Genomic DNA, 18,086 nt, shown 5'->3' with positions numbered 1-18,086 from the left:
GCCGCGCTAGTTCCGCTGCCAGACGGTGCGCCCTTCCTTGACCGTCTGCATCACCCGGATCGAGCGGATCTGACCGACCGGGGTGGTCAGCGGGTTGCGATCGAGCACCACGAAATCGGCCAGCAGTCCGGCCTTGATCCGGCCCTTGCGGTTTTCCTCGAACGCCTGCCAGGCGGGGCCGGTGGTGAGCATCTGCAAGGCTTCATAGGCGCTCAGCCGCTGGTCGGCTCCCGAAACTATGCCGGTCAGCGAGGTACGCGCCATCGAAGACCAGAGCTGTGTCATCGAATCCAGCCGCGTCACCGGATAGTCCGAATGGTTTGATGCGATCAGCCCGGCGGCGCGGGCCGATTTGAACGGGCTGATGAAATCGACCACGGCGCGCGGGAAGTTGCTGCGGTGGATGTCGGCAAACAGGTACGTGTGGTTTGAGAAATAGGCCGGGCCCACTCCGATCCGCGCGTAGGCCTTGAGCTGGTCCGGGCGCTGGAACTGCGAATGGATCACCACCGGGCGGCGATCGTCCTTGGCCTTGATCCCCAGCGCGTCGAAGCCCTTGATGGCCATGTCGATCGCCGCATCGCCATTGGCATGGACGAACAATTGCCAGCCGCGCTCATGCGCCTGCCTGGCCTTGGTCTCGAACTCGGCCTGGGTCATGTTGGATTCGCCATGCCAGGGATGCGCGCCTTCGGGCGAGCCGAGCTTGTAGTCGCGGGTGAAATAGGCGGTGCGCGCTTGCGGCGAACCGTCCAGCACGAACTTTATGCCCTGCAGCTTTACATGGCCCGAATAGGTTCCGAATTGCAGGTCCTTGCGCTTTAGCAGCTCGGGCAGGGTGCCGTGGTAGGGCAGCAGGGCCAGGTCCAGCTTGAGTCGCTCCTTGGCGGCATCTCCGGTCAGGAAGGCGAGGTCTGGCAGCTGGGTCGCGCCGTCCTGCACGTGGGTATAGCCCTGCGAGGCATAGAGGGTTTGCGCCTTGTCGAGCATGGCCAGCTTGGCCGCTTCGCCCGGCTGCGGAATTTTGAGCGCGAGCGGCATCATCGCGTTTTCGAACAGCACCCCGTTGGGTTTGCCCGCGCTGTCGCGCATGATCACGCCGCCGGCTGGTGCGGGGGTGCTGTCGGTGATCCCGGCAAAGTCCAGCGCCGCACTGTTGCCGACCAGGCCGTGGCCGGTGAAGTGGACCAGCACGACCTTGTACCCCGGCAGCGCCGCATCGAGCTCTGCGCGGGTGATATGCTGCTTCTCGGACAGCGCGGCTTCAGCATAGTTCCAGGCGACAACCCAGTTTCCCGCTGGAATACCTTGCGCGGTCACATGTCGCTTCAGTGCCGCTTGCAGCGAGGCAAAATCCTTCACCCCCAACGCCGGATCGGCCAGGTCGATTCCGCCGGCAACCTGCATCGCCATGGCAAAATGCGAATGGGCATCGACGAACCCTGGCAGCATCGTCTTCCCGCGCAGGTCGTGGTCATCGGCCGGCTTGCCGGCCAGCTTGCGGGCCTGGGCGAGGGGGCCGGCGAAGACGATCCTGCCGTCACGTTCGACTACAGCTTCGACCCTCTGCGGACGCGGCCCGTCCATCGTGATGATCGGCCCGCCGTGCCACAGCGATGCCTTGAGGTCAGGGGAGCGCGCCGTTCCGGCCGTGCCGATCGACAGCAGCGCCGTGGCCGCCGCGACCAGCGCGGCGATGGTTCCCATTTTCCGCAATTTGCCCTCCCGAATCTCCCGCGCAGCACCATGCCTATGGCAGGGCGGGGAGGCAACTTGGCTCTTGCCAGCGCGGCGGCGCTGCCGTTCAATGCGGCATGGCTCTTCGTAACGTCCTGATCGCCGCGCTGGCACTGCTGACCTTGGCTGCCGCTCCGCCCGAATTCCTGCGCGAACAAAAGACCGTGACGGTCAATGGGAAGCCGGAGGTCTGGCAGCTGGTCTGGCAGGGCAAGCCGAAGCCGATCTGCGGGCCGCAGGACGTGGAAACGGCAGTAACCTGCCCTTGTACTGGCTTTGCCTATGGCGAGATGGGCAAGCTCAGCCTGGTGCGCAAGTCAGGCGGCAGGGTAATCGACCGGCTGGCGCTGGGGCCGTTTTTTACCGATCTCCCGGAAAGCAATTCGCAGGGGCTGGCGGCGATGCAGTGGCGCCCGATGGCACCCGGCGATTTCGATCGCGCCGCAGACGGTGCCAACCCGGCCTTTCTGGCCGCGGTTGCGCGCCGCCCGGGGCAGCGGGTGATGCAGACAGCCGACTATGACCGCGATGGCAATGCCTCGGAATTCCTCGTCCAGGTATCGGCGGGACCCTGCGGACACACCGAATACATGCTGTTCGGGGTGAGCAAGGCGCGGCCAAAGCTCCACGCATTCGGCACGGCAGATCATCCCGGCGACGTGCTGGTCATGCCCGGTTCGGCATGGCAGGCGTTGCTGACCAGCCGCGGCGCGGCGCGGGTCACCGCCTGGCCCTGCGGCGATCACGGCAGCGACGTGCGGCAGGAACTTGTGCTCAGCGCGAATGCCGGCGCGATCCGGGTCAAACAACGGACCTGGACCTGTCCGGAAAATGGCGAAGCGGAACGACTGTTGAAGGACGAGTTGCTTTAAGACCGCATTTGATTCCGCCGAACGCGGCTTGCGGGCCGCCGGGCTGCAATTCAGCCTTGCACAAAGCCCGCTCCTCCGCGAAAGCGCGGCGATCATGACCGATACCGAACTTCTCGCCGCCGCACAGGTTTCCAAGGCTTGGCCTTTCGAGGAAGCGCGCAAGCTGCTCAAGCGGTATCCCCAAGGCAAACCCGGCGGCGCTCCGGTGCTGTTCGAGACCGGCTATGGCCCCTCGGGCCTGCCGCATATCGGCACTTTTCAGGAAGTGCTGCGGACCACACTGGTCCGGCGCGCCTATGAAGTGCTGTCGGGCGGTGCGCCGACCCGGCTGGTCGCGTTTTCGGACGACATGGACGGGCTGCGCAAGGTGCCCGACAATGTGCCCAACCAGGGGCTGCTGACAGCCTACCTCGGTCATCCGCTCAGCCGGATCCCCGATCCGTTTGGCAAGTACGAGAGCTTCGCGCATCACAACAACGCGATGCTGCGCGAGTTTCTCGACCGGTTCGGGTTCGAGTACGAATTCGTCTCGTCGAGCGACATGTACAATTCGGGCCAGTTCGACGAAGCCTTGAAGAGCATTCTGCGCAACTGGCAGGCGATCATGGACATCATGCTGCCGACACTGCGCGAAGAGCGCCGGCAGACCTATTCGCCGGTCCTGCCGGTCAGCCCGAAGACGCACCAGGTGCTGCAGGTACCGGTGGAAGTGGTCGATGCCGAAGCCGGGATCGTCCGGTTCGAGGACCACGGCGAAATGGTCGAAAGCTGCATCCTGGGCGGCAATGCCAAGCTGCAGTGGAAGGTCGACTGGGCGATGCGCTGGGTCGCACTGGGCGTCGATTATGAGATGTGCGGCAAGGATCTGACCGATTCCGTGCGCGAAAGCGGCCGGATTACCCGCGCGTTGGGGGCCGTGCCGCCTGAGGGCCTGATCTATGAACTGTTCCTCGATGAAGAGGGCCAGAAGATCTCCAAGTCCAAGGGCAACGGGCTGACCATCGACCAGTGGCTGACCTATGGTAGCGAAGAAAGCCTGGGGCTGTTCCTCTATCGCGAGCCCAAGAGCGCCAAGAGCCTGCACACCGGGATCATCCCCAAGAACGTCGACGAATACTGGCAGTTCCGCGAAAAGCTGGCGAGCCAGCCGATTGAGCAGCAGCTCGGCAACCCGGTCTGGCACTTGCTGCGCGCCAATGGCTATCACGGCGGCGATGGCGACAGGCTGCCGGTGACCTACAGCCTGTTGCTCAATCTGGTCGGGGTGCTCGGCGCCGGGGCAACTCGCGAGCAGGTCTGGTCCTACCTGGCCAACTATGTTCCCGATGCCGATGCCGCGCAGCATCCCGAGCTCGACAAGCTGGTCACCAACGCGCTGGCCTATAACCGCGATTTCATCGCCCCGACGTTGCAGCGGCGCAAGCCCGAGGCAGGCGAGGCCGCTGCGCTGGCCGCGCTCGACGAGGAACTGGCCGCGACCAGCGATGATGCCACGCCCGAGCTGCTGCAGAACATCGTCTACGAGATCGGCAAGGATCCGCATTACGGTTTCGAACAGCTGCGCGACTGGTTCAAGTGCCTCTACGAGACCCTGCTCGGATCGAGTCAGGGCCCCCGCATGGGCAGCTTCATCGCGCTCTACGGGATCGCCAACACCCGCAAATTGATCGCCGAAGCGCTGGGCTGATCAGACCCGGCCGGCGGCAATCCAGCGGTCGATCTTGGCTTCCAGGACCGGCAGGGGGAGGGCACCCGAGCCCAGCACCTGATCGTGGAAGGCGCGGATGTCGAAGCGCGGGCCCAGCGCGGTGCGGGCCTTGTCGCGCAGCCGCTGGATCGTCAGCGCCCCGATCTTGTAGCCCAGCGCCTGACCCGGCCAGACGATATAGCGCTCCACCTCCGCGGTCGCATCGCTGCGGCCCATGCCGCTGTTGGCCAGCATGTATTCGATCGCCTGCTCGCGGTTCCAGCCCTTGGCGTGCAGCCCGGTATCGACTACCAGCCGCATCGCCCGCAGCATCTCGTCGTCGAGCGTGCCCCAATGCTGCATCGGGTCCCTGTAGAAGCCCATGTCGTAGCCCAGCGTCTCGGCATAGAGCGCCCAGCCTTCGACGTAGGCGGTATTGCCGCCAAAGCGCTGGAAATCGGGCAGGCTTTCGTCTTCCTGGGCCAGGCTGATCTGGAAGTGATGCCCGGGTGCGCCCTCGTGCATGTAGAGCGTGACCACCCCGGTCAGGAACCGGCTGGGCAGGTCATAGGTGTTGTAGAAGAAGGTCCCCGGTCGCGATCCGTCGGGCGAACCCTGGTTGTAGGAACCGCCAGCCTCGTACTTTTCGCGGTAGGCCGGGTAGGGTTCGATCAGCAGCTTGGTTTTGGGCACCTTGTTGAAATAGGTCGGAACCTGGGCGTCGACCGCCTTTGCGGCATCGGCAAAAGCCTTGGCGAATTCTGCCTTGGTTTTCGGATGATAGCGGGGGTTGGTGCGAATTTCCTCGAAGAAATCGCGCAAAGGCCCGGCAAAGCCGAGCCGCTGGCGCACCCCGTCCATCTCGCGGTGGATCCGCGCCACTTCGCCCAGGCCCAACTGGTGCACGGCTTCGGGTTCGAGCCGCACCGTCGTCTGGCTTTCGATCGCCTTGCGGTAATAGGCCGGACCGCCCTTCATCGCCGAAATGCCGACTGCTTCGCGCGCAGCGGGCAGGTATTCGTCGTTGAGGAAGGTACGCAGGCGGCGATAGGCGGGATAGACCTCGCGGCTGACCGCAGTCTCGTACAGCGCGGTCAATTCGGCCCGGCTACTGGCCGGAACCGCAGCAGGGAAGTCGCGCACGGCAGACGTAAAGGGCGACTCAGTAAGCGGCTGTGCCAGAATCGCATCGATCTGCGCGACCATGTTGCGGGTGGTCAGTTTCGTTTCGACCACGCCGCTTTCCAGCCCGTCACGGAACCGGGCAACCGCATTGTCGAGCACCTGTGGAAAGGCCCGCATCAGGTCCAGATTACGGCGATAATCCGCTTCGTTGGCATAAGGCAGTGCGCCGCCCTTGTTGATCAACGAGGGGAATTCAACGTGGAGCCCGCCGAAATGGGTCAGCGGGCGCACCGCGTCCAGGGCGACCATATCGGGCTGCAGCCAGGCCTGGGTCTCGCGCAGATCGAGCAGGAACACATCATAGGAAATCTGCCGCTCGGCGCTGAGCCTGGTCCGGTTGATCTTGCCAAGGCCGGCCATGGTCCAGCGCAGCACACCGCGACGCTGGCGGATCGGCAGGTCGGTAAAGATCTGGCGGAATGCCATCAGGTTCGGCTTGCCGCCGCGATAAACCAGGCCGATCGGATCGATCGCATCCTCGCGCCGCGCCGCCTCGCGGAACAAGGCCATCAACCGGGCATCCTCGCTGCCTTCGGGGGCTGCCGCAGCACGCGCGACACCGGCCGGGAGCAGGGCGAGGCCGCTGCCCCAGGCAAGACCGGCGATCATCCGTCGCCGGGAAATCAGGAAATCCATCGTTACCCCCATTTGCGCGACCGGTACCACTTGGTGAGGACGTATTTGACGCCCTGCACCACCGGGGTCCCGGCGTGCATCGTGTCTTCGTTCGGCATGCCGTTCGGCAGGTTGTTGTTCCAGATCAGTAGCGCGCCGCGCTTTGGCTTGACCGAGAGGCCCAGCGTTGTGAAGGCCGTGTCGCCGCCTTCTTCAACATCGTTGAGGTAGGCCATCGCGGTTATCGTGCGTTGGCCGCCGCGCGTGGCTTCTGTCTTCCAATAGTCCGACTTGGTCCAGAATACGTCCAGATGGTACTTGAATTGCTGCCCCACTTCGTAGCGCTGGCCCTGCATCGTCTCGCCGTATTCGTGTGGCAGGTCCAGCAATGCATCGATCTTGGATTCGATGTGCTGGATAAACGGCTCGTAGGGGTCGACGTTGCCCGAACTGCTGGTCCTCCACCCTTCGGTTTCGCCATGAGCGAGCACCTGCGAGGGGACGGCGGTGCGATCGATCATCGCAATCAACTGGCAGCATTCCTGTTCGTCGAACATCTCACCCACCGCCCAGATTTCGGCCTTGTCGGTTTCAAGGCGATAGGCACGCGGATCGGCATTCAGACGGCGACGAACATGTGCGCCTACCTTCAACAGGGCCTTCTTGTCTGGCGCCGGGGCATCGCGGAACGGGCTCATGCCCCAGTGCCTATCCGATTGGCGGGGCGAGGCAAATGGCCAATACGATGCCGTTTGTCGAATTGCCCGGGTTTGGCGCGCCGACAGAAGCTGATCTAACCTCTTGCTCTTGGCCCGCCTTTGGGCCAGCTTTGCACCATGGATACGGCACCCAATTCAGCCGCGCGCTACTCGCGCGGCGCCATCGCCCTGCATTGGATCATCGCCTTGCTGATCGTGCTGAATTTCGTCGTCGCCTGGCTGTCGGAAGACATGCCTAAGGAAGACGCAGCGATAATGATGGGCAATCACAAGGCGATCGGTATCACCATCCTGGCGCTCACTGCGGTCCGAATTATCTGGAAACTGACCCACAAGACCCCGCCTCTGGTCGAAACGCTGAAGGCGTGGGAAGCCGCGCTTGCCAAAGTGACCCACGGGTTGATGTATCTGCTGATGCTGGCAATCCCGCTTGCCGGTTGGGGCCTCTCGTCGGCCTGGGGCAAGGGCAAGCCGGTTTCGATGTTCGGGCTGTTTGATGTACCCGCGCTGCCGGTCGGGTCCGACAAGCCGACCGTCGGCATGTTCCACGAACTGCACGAGATTACCGCCACGCTGATGCTGGTGCTGTTCGCCCTGCATGTCGGCGCGGCGCTGAAGCATCACCTGGTCGACAAGGACAGTACTCTGCGGCGGATGGTGCCGTGGATGAAGTGATCGGCCATTTCGCCGTCAAAAGGAAACGGGCCCCGCGCATCGCTGCCGGGGCCCGTTCCGTTTGCTCTTCCGGGGATTACCAGAAGAAGTCGTAGATCACGTCTTCCACTTCGCCGGTGTAGATGTTCACCAGCACCGCGTCGTCGTAGTAGCGCACCCAGCGATATGGACCATAGGCGTCCGGCAGGCGGTAATACGACGGATCAGCGATCCAGTAGTCCTCACCGAAGAACAGCGAGTCGAGGAAGTATCCCACGCTGAGCCGCTGATACGAATAGTTGCGGTAGGGCGCATAGTAGTATCCGACCTGGAAGTAGCTGGGGCGGTAGCTGCGCCAGCCGTACCAGTCATAGCGGCTGTTGCTGCGCCAGCGGGTGTTCCAACGGTTGTAATGGTGGCCCCAACTCCAGTTCCAGCCGTTGTTCCAGCCCGACCAGTTGCGGTGGCGCGAGCGGTCCCAGTGGCCCGACCAGTTGCGGTTGGACCAATAGCTGCGATCACCGCCATAATTGTGCTCGCCGCGCCGCACCCGGTCGCGCCAGCTATCCGAATCGCGCCTGGAGACACCATCGCGGCGGCGGTCCCAGTCGCTGACGCCATTGGCCTGACGGCGGCGATGCGCGTCGCCCCAGGTCTGCGGGGTATCGCCATCGGCGCGCCGCTCACCTTGCCAATTGCCGCCCTGGCTACGCCGACCGCGCCATTCGCCGTCGCGCGATCCGAACTGCCCGTTGTCGGTCCGCGTCGTCCGGCCACGCCATTCGCTTCCACGGCGATCGTCACCGTCCCGGCCACCGGCCTGAACCGGCGGCTGCTGCGGAGACTGCGGAACGGCTTGCGGCTGGCCTCTACGCCCGGCCCAGCCGGGATTTGGATTGCCATCGCGATTGCCGCCATTCCAACCTTCACGGCGGCCGCCATCGCCGGCCCGGCGAGTTTCGCCATCCCAGGCTTCGCGGCGGCCATTGTCGCCACCACGGCGACCCTCGCCGCCGTTCCAGCGCGACTGCGGGGCGGCATTTTCACCGCCACGCGCCTGCGGTGGAGGCGACCAGCTGCGCGGTGCCTGCGGCTGCGGGGCTTGCGCCTGCGGAGGAGGGGACCAATTGCGCGGGGCCTGCTGCTGCGGGGCCTGAGCCTGCGGCGGCGGAGCCTGGCGTTGCGGACGCGGCGAATCCTCGCTGCGTGCAACCCGCTCGCCCCAATCGCGACCACGTCCTTCTTGCGCTTCGGCAATCGTGGGCAAGGAAAGCGCCGCGATCGCCAGCGCAAGCAGGCTGGTCCGGCGCAAATTGGTGTTCGACTTGACGGCCATGGCCGCATCTCCATCGTTCAGCGCCGCACCATCGGCGGCGATCATGACATGGGACTAGGCGAGTCGTGCTGTCGGCAGGGTGAATGATTTGGTAAGGTTTGCGTTCAGGTTTGAGAGGCTGAGGATGAATGTTTGCGTCATGCATGACTTGACAGTTTGGCTGTCATGCGATACATGACAATGTGTGGAGATCGAGAGTATCCGGCACAAGGCGTTGCGACGGTTTGCTGAGACCGGCAACGCAAAAGGATTGATTGAACCCGCGCGCCTGGCCCGAATGCTGGCGTACATTTCGTTGACGGCTGGTTTTGACGAATTCGCGGTTCCGCCGAACTACGGTTTTCATGCGCTGACCGGGGACCGCAAAGGCAGCTTCGCCATGACCGTGACCCGCAATTGGCGCCTGACTTTTACCAAGATTGACGATCTGACCATCGCCGATCTCGATCTGGAGGACTACCATGGCGATTAAGCTGCATCCTTCGCTCTACCCGCATCCGGGGCAGTGGCTGAAGCTCGACGTAGTCGAGCCTCACGGCATGACCGTAACCGAACTCGCCGCCCATCTGGGGGTAAGCCGCCAGAACATGTCGATGCTGCTCAACGGCCACGCGGCGTTGAGTGCGATGATGGCGCTGCGGTTTGAGAAGGCTTTCGGGATTTCGGCGGATACGCTGCTGCGGATGCAGGCGGCGTGGGATTTGGCGCAGGCACGAACGCGGGAAGGGGAGCTGAAGGTGACGAGGGTGCGGGAGGCGGCTTAGAAGTGAGAAATAAACACGAGAATGTTTGCATCCTTGGGATCAACCCGATGCCGATCAAACTGCTGCCATAGGAAAGCGTGAAAGTCTTCCATCTCCTGAAAGTGGATTGTTCCTCGAACCCGAGGTGAGGAAATCTGCTTCTCAAAGTTTCGTTCGCACCACTGCGTCGCAAAACCTCTTAGTTCCTCGTCGGTGCCAATTAAGATTGAAAGGGACTGCGCGAACGATCGCTTTATCTGCGCAAATTTCCCCTTCAACAATGCTTCAGTACATAGTCGCGCATACTCTCGGCAGCAAATCAGTGTATGTGCCTGCCGTTGCGTTATTTCTGGAAATTCAAATTCATAAAATGACTTAACCGCCGAAATTTGTCGATCTGTGGCTCTAACTTGCTCCGAATCGAACGGCAGAGTTACCTTTCCTCGAACGTAAAAGTATCTCGATACTTGATCAAATTCGATCGAGATCGAATTCCGCCAGGTAATCACCTAGTCAGCTTTTTATACGCCAGCCTTGTCGGCCGATCCGCTGCATCACCAAGGCGGCGGCGCTTGTCTTCCTCGTACATCGCGAAGTTGCCTTCGAACCATTCGACGTGGCTGTTGCCTTCGAAGGCCAGGATGTGGGTGGCGAGGCGATCGAGGAAGAAACGGTCGTGCGAGATGACCACGGCGCAGCCGGCGAAGTTCTCGATCGCGTCTTCCAGCGCGGCGAGGGTTTCGACGTCAAGATCGTTGGTCGGTTCGTCGAGCAGCAGGACGTTGCCGCCCTCTTTCAGCATCTTGGCCATGTGAACGCGGTTGCGTTCACCGCCCGATAGCTTGCCGACGTTCTTCTGCTGGTCCGCGCCCTTGAAGTTGAACGCACCGACATAGGCCCGGGTGCTCATCTCCTGCTTGTTGACGGTCATGTAGTCATGCCCGCCGCTGATTTCCTGCCAGACATTGTTGGCTGGGTTCAAATCGTCGCGGCTCTGGTCGACGAAGCCGAGGTGGACCGTGCTGCCGATCTCGACCGTACCGCTGTCGGGCTGTTCCTTGCCGGTGAGGATCCGGAACAGGGTGGACTTACCCGCGCCGTTGGGGCCGATGATCCCGACGATCCCGCCCGGGGGCAGCATGAACGACAGGTCTTCGAACAGCAGCTTGTCGCCATAGGCCTTCGAGATGTTCTTCACCTCGATCACCTTGCCGCCCAGCCGCTCGGGCACCTGGATGACGATCTGGGCCTTGCCGACCGGGCGGTTATCCTGCGCGTTCTGCAGTTCCTCGAACTTGCGGATACGGGCCTTGGACTTGGTCTGGCGCGCGGCCGGGGTCTGCCGGATCCATTCCAGTTCGCGCTGCAGCGCCTTCTGCTTGCCGCTTTCCTCGCGGTCTTCCTGCTCGAGCCGCTTGGCCTTCTTTTCGAGGTAGGTCGAATAGTTGCCCTCGTAGGGGAAGTACTTGCCGCGATCGAGTTCGAGGATCCAGCCGACCACATTGTCGAGGAAGTAGCGGTCGTGGGTGATCATCAGCACCGCGCCGTGATAATCCTTGAGGTGGTTTTCCAGCCATTCGACAGACTCGGCATCGAGGTGGTTGGTCGGTTCGTCGAGCAGCAGGATGTCCGGCTTCTGGATCAGCAGGCGGGTCAGCGCGATGCGGCGCTTTTCACCGCCCGAGAGGTTCTCGACCGACCAGTCCCCCGGCGGGCAGCGCAGCGCTTCCATCGCCACTTCAAGCTGGTTGTCGAGCGTCCAGCCGTCGACCGCGTCGATCTTGTCCTGCAGCTCGCTCATCTCCGCGCCCAGGGCGTCGAAGTCTGCATCTTCCTCGGCCATTTCCATGCCGATCGCGTTGAACCGCTCGACCATGTCGGCAATTCCGCGCGCGCCGTCCTTGACGTTTTCCAGCACGGTCTTGGACTTGTCGAGCTCGGGCTCCTGCGGAAGGTAGCCGACGGTGATGTTCTCACCCGGCCAGGCTTCACCGGTGAAATCGGTGTCGATCCCGCCCATGATCTTCATCAGGGTCGATTTGCCGGCGCCGTTGGGGCCGACGATGCCGATCTTGGCACCCTGATAGAACTGCAGGCTGATGTTCGACAGCACCGGCTTTTGCGCACCGGGGAAAGTCTTGGTCATGTCCTTCATCACGAAGGCGTATTGCGCGGCCATCTGGAGTCCCTTTGGGTATGCTGGAGTTTCGTTTGGCGCGCCTCTACAGGGGGCGCAACGCCGGGGCAAGCGGATCGAACAGGGGAAGCAGGTGGGGCTGACAATCACGATCCGCATGGCGCTGCGCCGCATGGTGCCCGAAGCCCCGCGCCGCGCTCTGGCGCTGGCTCGACGCGGGCTCCGCGACCGATCAGATGGAACCGCCAGGCGCTTCGCGGCGCGGCGCGCTGACAGCCCCGATTGGCCGACGCTTGTCGAGCTGGAGCAACCGATCCGGCAGGGTCCGTTCTGGGAGGGCAAGCTGATCAACCTGCAGCTAGGCTCTGCGCTGGTCGACGGCGTTGTGATTGCGCCGGGGCAAGTGCTCTCGTTTTGGGCACTAGTGGACCGGCCGGATCCGGGCCGGGGCTTTGCCATGGGGCGGGGTATCCGTGCCAATGCCGAGCAGGGCGACATTGGCGGCGGACTGTGCCAGCTTGCCGGGATCATCTACGAACTGGGGCTGCGCAGCGGGCTGCACATTGCCGAGCGACATCCGCATTCGCGCGATCTGTACCTGACCGAGGCGGAACGCTTCACGCAGCTTGGCCTCGATGCCACCGTGGTCTGGCCGTGGAAGGACCTGCGGCTTGAGAACCGCTCGGCGCAGGCTGTGGCGCTGATTCTGGCGGTTGATGGACTGGTCCTGCGGGCCCGGCTTCTTGCTGCCCAGCCAGTCGCATTGCCGCGGATCGAGATCGAACGGCACGACCATGCCGATCAGCGGCTTGTCACGGTGCGCCGCGATTCAGAGCTGGTCAGCCACGACAGCTACGCAATTGGCTCAAGACAGTAGTCGCACTGTTGACGATGCCGGTCTTGGTGTCCTGATCTGCCTGCACTTTGATATCCGTTAGCACCGGCCTTTGTGCGCCGTGAAAAATCCTGACCTTGCCTTCAGCGCGAACGCGCGCTGCGCAGGCCTTGCGGAGCGCGCGGGCAGGGAGCAAGCTGCCGGCAAGACAATGGGGGGAGTGCCAATGCGCCTGATCGATCTGACCGTCCTGCTTGATCCCGCCAACCGCGATCGGTTGCCGCCGCCGCTGCAAAGTGCCGCCGGTGTCGTCGCCCCCAGGATCGACTATCTGCGGCCCGGCGAGGCGGCCGGCAAGGATGAGTTCTGCGCGCACCTGGGCTGCAACCACGACGAACTGCCCGACGGCGAGGGCTGGGGCAGCGAGCACCTCAACGATTTCAGCTCGCACTGCGGCACCCATGTCGACGCGCCGCTGCATTCAGGATCGCTGTGTGAAGGCAAACCTGCGCGCACGATCGATCAGATCGATCTGGGCGAACTCTTTCGCCCCGGTATGGTGCTCGATCTGCGGCCCTGGGCCAAAGGCGGCGAATATGTCACCATCGAGATGCTCGATCTGGCGATCGCAGCGGTTGGCCGCGCGGTGGAGCCGGGCGATGCGGTGCTGATGCGCACCGGGCAGGAAGCGTTCACCATGGACGATCCCCAATTTTACAACCAGCCCGGCATGTCGGCCGAGGCAACCCTTCATCTCACCCGGATGGGTGCGACGATCCTGGGCACCGATGCGGTTGGCTGGGACCTGCCGTTCCGCCTGATGAACGCCAAGTTCCGCGAAAGCGGCGACAAGGCGCTGCTGTGGGATGGGCACAAGGCGATCACCCGGCGCGAGGCCTTCATCGTTCAGCAAATGTGCAACCTTGCGGCGCTGCCGCCGACGGGTTTTCATGTCGGGTTCTTCCCGATCAAGCTGGCAGGTTGCAGCGCGGCTCCGGCACGGGTGGTGGCGTTCGTGCCGGATTGAGGGAGTGCGGTTGCCAAGCAGCGCAGCACGGCTACAAGACGCCGCCATGCGAAACACCCTCCGCGCTGCCGCGCTTTCCGCCTTGCTCGTTTCCTCAGCCGTACTGGCCCAGCCTGACGAGACTGCCTGGGACATTACCGCCGATCTCTCCACCGAAGTCGGCGCTCGGCCGGCCGGATCGACCGCAGAGGCCAAGGCGCGCGATTGGGCGGTGCAGCGGTTGAATGCACTGGGGTTCCAGAATGTCCGGATCGAGCCATTCACCGTGACCGGGTTCGTGCGCGGGGCTGAAACTGCGCAGCTGACCGCGCCCTATCCGCACAAGCTGCATATTACCGCGCTCGGCTATTCGGTGCCGACTCCCAAAGGCGGGTTAAATGCCGAACTGGTCTACTTCCCCAATCTCGACGCGCTCAAGGCAGCGCCGGAAGGCTCGCTCAAGGGCAAGGTCGCCTTTGTGGATCACGCCTTTGTCGCCAGCCAGGACGGCGCGGGATACGGGCCGTTCGGCAACGTCCGCCGCCAAGGTCCGTCGATCGCCGCCAGCAAGGGCGCTGCCGCCATCGTGATCCGCTCGGTCGGGACCGATCTGCACCGCAATCCGCACACCGGGGCGACCAATTTTGCCGATCCAGCCAAGGCGATCCCGGCCGGAGCGGTCTCGGTGCCCGATGCCATGCTGATCGCGCGGATTGCCAAGACCGGCAAGCCGATGAAGATCAATCTGGTGCTGGAAGGCCGCCCGCAAAAGGACATGCCTTCGGGCAACGTCATCGGCGAACTGCCGGGCCGTGATCCCTCGCTGCCGCCGATCCTGGTTGCCTGCCATCTTGACAGCTGGGATCTGGGCACCGGGGTGATCGACGATGCCGCCGGCTGCGGGATTGTGACGGCGGCGGCGCTGCGGGCGCAGCGCGGCGGCAAGCCGCTGCGGACGATCCGGGTGCTGTGGGCCGGGAGTGAGGAAATCGGCGTGTTCGGCGGCGCAGCTTATGCCCGCGCGCATGAGAAAGAGCCGCACGCGTTGGCGATGGAAAGCGACTTCGGGGCGGACCGGGTCTGGCGGGTGCAGTTCAACCTGTCAGCCGCGAACAAGCCCGCCAAGGACCGGATCATTACCGCGCTCGCACCCTTCGGGATCGTGCCGGGCGGGGACCGGGCCGGGGGCGGGGCCGATGTCGGCGCGATCATTGGCGTGCAGAAGCTGGCAGTGATCGACCTCGATCAGGACGGCACACGCTATTTCGATCTGCATCACACCCCTGACGACACGCTCGACAAGGTCGATCCCGCTCAGTTGGAGCAGAACGTTGCGGTCTGGACCGCAGTGCTTGAAGTGGTCGCCAACGAACCAGGGCCACTGGCTCCCGCCGAATAGCGCCTAGGCCCGGATCAGTCCCGAAATCGGCTTCCCCGCGCCGCCGGGGAACAGTTGCGGTGCAGCCTGGGCCGGGTCGATCCGGAAATGCTCGGCCAGGGCACCGGCCAGTAGGGCGTCGATCGACAGGGTCGGCTTGAGGTCTCGCCCCTCGTAGAGCTGGCTTGGCCCGAGGCCCGGCCAATCGGACAGGATCCGCCCGCCTGCCACGGTGCCGCCAAGCAACATGGCGAGACTGCCGGTGCCGTGGTCGGTTCCCCCGGTGCCGTTTACCGCAGCGGTGCGGCCGAACTCGGTCGCGACAACGACCAGCGTTTCGCTCCAGGCCGGACCCAAGCCCTCGCGCAGCGAGGCCAACATTGCATCAAGCCCGGTCAGCTGGTTGTTCAGCCGGGCGCGCTGGCCGGCGTGGGTATCCCAGCCGTTGCTTTCGGCCATGACGATCCGCGCGCCCTCGGCCCCGGTCATCAGCGAAGCGATCAGTTGGCCTGCCGCAGCCGCGCCGCGCACATTGCCGGTGGACAGGTCGGCCGCCATGGCGCGGGTCTGCAAAGCCTCATTCCACAACCCGTGAAGCTGCGGATCGCCTTCATAGAGCATGGTTACGCGCTGCAGCAGGTCCTGCGGAGCGTCGGGCAGATTGGATGGCGCATAACTCGCCACCTGCACGTCGCCGCGCAGCGCGGTCGGCACGGTGGCAGAGATCGCCAGCCCGCGCGGGCCCCCAGGAAGCAGCCCGATCAGCCGGTTCATCCAGCCGTCCTTGCGGTCATAGGGCAGGGCCCCGCCGGTCTCGAGCACGTTCTGCCCATCGAAATGCGAACGATCGCGATAGGGCGAGGCGACAGCATGGGCGAATAACGCCTGATTTGACCCGTACATTGCGCCGAGCTGCTTCAGCGCCGGGTGGAGCGCAAACAGCCCGCCCAGTTTCGGCTGGCTCATCAGATCGGCGGCGAGATCGCCGCGCAGCCCGGCATAGGCAGGATCCCCGGTCGGCGCGAGTGTGGCGAGGCCATCGGCGGCGCCGCGCTGGATCAGGAAGACCAGGCGGCGTTCGGTCTCGGCCCTGGCAAAGGCGATGCGCGGGGCAAACAGCGTGGCGGCCGCGCCGCCGATCAGGATCTGGCGTCGATCAAACATCGTTACCTCCGCATCATTTCGGGCGAGACCAGAAGCAGCGCCAGCGCCTGTTCGCCGCTCTCAGCCCGGGCGAGCGCCTCGCTGGTCGCAGCGGACAGCGCACCGGGGAAGATCTGGCCGGCCAGCTTGCGGGCATCGATCGCCGGAGCGGTGCGCTGGGCGATCCGTTGCGCCACCTCGACCCGGCGATACAGCGCATCGGGTCCGGCCCAGCTGGGCGCGGTATCGTCATAACCTGCTGGAGAACCCGGCTTCCACACCGACTGGCCGAGCTGGTTGAAGGCTCCGGCGGCGTTGGGGCCGGGCAGCGCCCTGACCCCGGTCGCGCGCAGTGCGGCGATCGACCATTCCCACGGGGTGCGGAATTTGGCCGGGCCGGTCCATGTCTCAGGGGAATCGATCAGCACGCGGTACAGCGTCGGCAAGTCACCGCCCGATTTGAGGAAGGCCTGCTCCAGCCGCGCCACCAGCGCGGGCGGGGGATCGTCCGCCGCAAAGTGACGCGCCAGCTTGGTCGCGATGTGTCTGGCGGTGGCGGGATGCATTGCCAGATCGTCTAGCACGGCCTGGGCCTGGGCTTCGCCGCTCTGGCCATAGCGCTTGCCCATGATCGTGCGCGCGCCGGGCTGGTGGATCGGGGCGGCGAACCAGAAACCGGGTCCGGGGCCGCGCAAGGCCGGTTGGCGCGCCAGCCCGCCAATGGTCCAGCCGGTTAGCGCGCGGGCGAATTCGGTGACGTCCTCCTGGCCATAACCACTACGCACCCCCAGCGTATGCAGCTCGAGGATTTCGCGCGCGAGGTTCTCGTTAAGCCCGCGCGTCCGACCGCGATTGGCGGCGCGCTGGGCGAGCGGACTGTCAGGGCCGATCGATTCGGCTTGATCGAGGTAGAGCAGCATGGCTGGATGGCGCTCGACCACCCTCAGCAGATCGGCGAACCTGCCGAGCACATGCGGGCGGATCGCCTCGAACTCGAACGCCCCGGCAAAGCCCAGCACCGAAACCTTGTCGATCGATATGGCGAAATGGTTCGACCAGAAGTGGACCAGCCGCTCGACGAAGGGGGTGTCGGTGCCAAGCGCGATCTGGGTGCGGGCGCCAACAGCAGCGGTATAGGCATCGCGCAGGTCGCGGAACGGGCCCGGCATATCGCGGCTGCGGGCCATCGGATCGGTGCCACCCTGCTCGGCCGCGGCATTGCGATCGCGCCGGTCGTCACGGGCTTCGACCAGCATCTCGATCAGACGGGGCGTTCCGGGCAGCGCTGAAAGTGCCGCAGGCTTGGCTTCATAGCGAACCAGCTGCGCTTTCAACCAGGCCTTGGGATCGCCCGGCGGGGCCTCTGTCCCGCTGGCACCAAGGCCGAACCGGTGCAAGGCGATTGCCGTTTCGCGCATGCTGAACTCCCATGCCGATTTGTCTGGACGCAACGATGCAACATGCCGCCCAGCCTGTCATGCCGCGAATTGTATCGGATTGTCGCTGAGGACGAAAATGGTCGGGGAGACAGGATTCGAGTATCCCGATCAAAATATTGATAAAAAATCAAAAACGTATTCGACAGAATTGGCAGTTACCCGCACCGTTACCAACACGAAGATGCGCTGAAAATGGTTGCAGTGCAGCTCGAGATGTCTCCCACTGCGACCGCGCAGCGGTACCATCAAAGACGGCACCCTTGCAACGGTGCGAAGCAGTCGGACGCCCTGCGCCCGGACCTGTGGGTCAGCGGGCGCCCGGCAATGAGAGAGGAAAGAGTGCCAGCGGGTCAGCACAAAGACACCGCACCCTCAGGAGCGCGCCAGCGCGGGACAGAGTGCGTCCCTTACAATTCCCGCTCAACTTTCCTGCTCCTGATCGTCACCCGTATGGGCCGGGACTCCAGGCCCGGTCCGCGCCAGCGGATAGAGCAGGTCGCCCGAAGGGCAGCAATCGCTGACATTGCGGTCGTTCATTTGAACCAACTGGCTCGCCAATAGCCGCCGTCCATTCACCGACTCATGTTTTAAAGAATGATG

At 64.0% G+C, this 18,086-nt stretch carries 15 protein-coding genes; 8 read left to right on the top strand and 7 right to left on the bottom strand.

Annotated elements, in window-relative coordinates; genetic code table 11:
• Positions 1 to 6: 6 nt before the first annotated feature.
• On the bottom strand, positions 7 to 1,707 hold the full coding sequence (locus tag B2V17_RS08220; protein ID WP_292996857.1) for an amidohydrolase: 1,701 nt from the start codon (positions 1,705 to 1,707) through the stop codon (positions 7 to 9).
• A gap of 107 nt (positions 1,708 to 1,814) precedes the next feature.
• On the opposite strand from B2V17_RS08220, the gene B2V17_RS08215 reads away from it, so the two are divergent.
• Positions 1,815 to 2,609 (top strand): hypothetical protein, encoded by a 795-nt coding sequence (locus B2V17_RS08215; protein ID WP_292996856.1) that lies wholly within the window; start codon positions 1,815 to 1,817, stop codon positions 2,607 to 2,609.
• A 94-nt stretch (positions 2,610 to 2,703) separates the two neighbouring features.
• On the top strand, positions 2,704 to 4,296 hold the full coding sequence (locus B2V17_RS08210; protein WP_292996855.1) for a lysine--tRNA ligase: 1,593 nt from the start codon (positions 2,704 to 2,706) through the stop codon (positions 4,294 to 4,296).
• Here B2V17_RS08210 and B2V17_RS08205 read toward each other — a convergent pair whose 3' ends face one another.
• Positions 4,297 to 6,117, bottom strand: coding sequence for a DUF885 domain-containing protein (locus tag B2V17_RS08205; protein ID WP_292996854.1), 1,821 nt, complete (start codon positions 6,115 to 6,117; stop codon positions 4,297 to 4,299). It abuts the gene before it with no gap.
• Between the two features lie 2 nt (positions 6,118 to 6,119).
• Positions 6,120 to 6,794, bottom strand: coding sequence for a prolyl hydroxylase family protein (locus B2V17_RS08200; protein WP_292996853.1), 675 nt, complete (start codon positions 6,792 to 6,794; stop codon positions 6,120 to 6,122).
• Positions 6,795 to 6,932: 138 nt separating this feature from the next.
• Here B2V17_RS08200 and B2V17_RS08195 point away from each other — a divergent pair, with 138 nt between their 5' ends.
• On the top strand, positions 6,933 to 7,490 hold the full coding sequence (locus tag B2V17_RS08195) for a cytochrome b (RefSeq protein ID WP_292996852.1): 558 nt from the start codon (positions 6,933 to 6,935) through the stop codon (positions 7,488 to 7,490).
• 76 nt (positions 7,491 to 7,566) lie between these two features.
• Here B2V17_RS08195 and B2V17_RS08190 read toward each other — a convergent pair whose 3' ends face one another.
• Positions 7,567 to 8,850 (bottom strand): RcnB family protein, encoded by a 1,284-nt coding sequence (locus B2V17_RS08190; protein WP_292996851.1) that lies wholly within the window; start codon positions 8,848 to 8,850, stop codon positions 7,567 to 7,569.
• Positions 8,851 to 8,989: 139 nt separating this feature from the next.
• Here B2V17_RS08190 and B2V17_RS08185 point away from each other — a divergent pair, with 139 nt between their 5' ends.
• Positions 8,990 to 9,277, top strand: coding sequence for a type II toxin-antitoxin system RelE/ParE family toxin (locus B2V17_RS08185; RefSeq protein ID WP_292996850.1), 288 nt, complete (start codon positions 8,990 to 8,992; stop codon positions 9,275 to 9,277).
• Positions 9,267 to 9,569 (top strand): HigA family addiction module antitoxin, encoded by a 303-nt coding sequence (locus B2V17_RS08180; RefSeq protein ID WP_292996849.1) that lies wholly within the window; start codon positions 9,267 to 9,269, stop codon positions 9,567 to 9,569. The genes B2V17_RS08185 and B2V17_RS08180 overlap by 11 nt, the downstream gene beginning before the upstream one ends.
• A 484-nt stretch (positions 9,570 to 10,053) precedes the next feature.
• On the opposite strand, the gene ettA is transcribed toward B2V17_RS08180, so the two are convergent.
• Positions 10,054 to 11,727, bottom strand: a complete 1,674-nt coding sequence (gene ettA / locus B2V17_RS08175) for an energy-dependent translational throttle protein EttA (RefSeq protein ID WP_292996848.1) — start codon at positions 11,725 to 11,727, stop codon at positions 10,054 to 10,056.
• Between the two features lie 91 nt (positions 11,728 to 11,818).
• On the opposite strand from ettA, the gene B2V17_RS08170 reads away from it, so the two are divergent.
• The 3 genes from B2V17_RS08170 (at position 11,819) to B2V17_RS08160 (ending at position 14,925) form a co-directional block, all read left to right on the top strand.
• A complete protein-coding gene (locus B2V17_RS08170; protein WP_292996847.1) occupies positions 11,819 to 12,562 on the top strand; it encodes a VanW family protein in 744 nt (247 codons plus the stop codon).
• Between the two features lie 184 nt (positions 12,563 to 12,746).
• The gene (locus B2V17_RS08165) at positions 12,747 to 13,547 is read left to right on the top strand and encodes a cyclase family protein (protein ID WP_292996846.1); all 801 of its coding nucleotides are present in this window, start codon (positions 12,747 to 12,749) and stop codon (positions 13,545 to 13,547) included.
• Positions 13,548 to 13,593: 46 nt separating this feature from the next.
• On the top strand, positions 13,594 to 14,925 hold the full coding sequence (locus B2V17_RS08160) for a M28 family peptidase (protein WP_292996845.1): 1,332 nt from the start codon (positions 13,594 to 13,596) through the stop codon (positions 14,923 to 14,925).
• A gap of 3 nt (positions 14,926 to 14,928) precedes the next feature.
• Here B2V17_RS08160 and B2V17_RS08155 read toward each other — a convergent pair whose 3' ends face one another.
• Positions 14,929 to 16,068: a DUF1501 domain-containing protein gene (locus B2V17_RS08155; protein ID WP_292996844.1), complete on the bottom strand. Its 1,140-nt coding sequence runs from the start codon at positions 16,066 to 16,068 to the stop codon at positions 14,929 to 14,931.
• A 2-nt stretch (positions 16,069 to 16,070) separates the two neighbouring features.
• Positions 16,071 to 17,465 (bottom strand): DUF1800 domain-containing protein, encoded by a 1,395-nt coding sequence (locus tag B2V17_RS08150; protein ID WP_292996843.1) that lies wholly within the window; start codon positions 17,463 to 17,465, stop codon positions 16,071 to 16,073.
• Positions 17,466 to 18,086: the final 621 nt, after the last annotated feature.

It is taken from the genome of Novosphingobium sp. UBA6272 (assembly GCF_002440635.1).
In the GTDB taxonomy this organism is placed as follows: Bacteria; Pseudomonadota; Alphaproteobacteria; order Sphingomonadales; family Sphingomonadaceae; genus Novosphingobium.
This window is presented reverse-complemented; position numbering and strand designations above follow the sequence as displayed.

Excerpts from the sequence above, each read along its gene's own strand:
- B2V17_RS08160 (WP_292996845.1), top strand. The coding sequence starts at position 13,594 with ATGCGAAACACCCTCCGCGCTGCCGCGCTTTCCGCCTTGCTCGTTTCC.
- B2V17_RS08200 (WP_292996853.1), bottom strand. The coding sequence starts at position 6,794 with ATGAGCCCGTTCCGCGATGCCCCGGCGCCAGACAAGAAGGCCCTGTTG.
- B2V17_RS08155 (WP_292996844.1), bottom strand. The coding sequence starts at position 16,068 with ATGTTTGATCGACGCCAGATCCTGATCGGCGGCGCGGCCGCCACGCTG.
- B2V17_RS08180 (WP_292996849.1), top strand. The coding sequence starts at position 9,267 with ATGGCGATTAAGCTGCATCCTTCGCTCTACCCGCATCCGGGGCAGTGG.
- B2V17_RS08210 (WP_292996855.1), top strand. The coding sequence starts at position 2,704 with ATGACCGATACCGAACTTCTCGCCGCCGCACAGGTTTCCAAGGCTTGG.
- B2V17_RS08165 (WP_292996846.1), top strand. The coding sequence starts at position 12,747 with ATGCGCCTGATCGATCTGACCGTCCTGCTTGATCCCGCCAACCGCGAT.
- B2V17_RS08190 (WP_292996851.1), bottom strand. The coding sequence starts at position 8,850 with ATGATCGCCGCCGATGGTGCGGCGCTGAACGATGGAGATGCGGCCATG.
- B2V17_RS08220 (WP_292996857.1), bottom strand. The coding sequence starts at position 1,707 with ATGGGAACCATCGCCGCGCTGGTCGCGGCGGCCACGGCGCTGCTGTCG.
- B2V17_RS08195 (WP_292996852.1), top strand. The coding sequence starts at position 6,933 with ATGGATACGGCACCCAATTCAGCCGCGCGCTACTCGCGCGGCGCCATC.
- B2V17_RS08205 (WP_292996854.1), bottom strand. The coding sequence starts at position 6,117 with ATGGATTTCCTGATTTCCCGGCGACGGATGATCGCCGGTCTTGCCTGG.
- B2V17_RS08215 (WP_292996856.1), top strand. The coding sequence starts at position 1,815 with ATGGCTCTTCGTAACGTCCTGATCGCCGCGCTGGCACTGCTGACCTTG.
- B2V17_RS08150 (WP_292996843.1), bottom strand. The coding sequence starts at position 17,465 with ATGCGCGAAACGGCAATCGCCTTGCACCGGTTCGGCCTTGGTGCCAGC.
- ettA (WP_292996848.1), bottom strand. The coding sequence starts at position 11,727 with ATGGCCGCGCAATACGCCTTCGTGATGAAGGACATGACCAAGACTTTC.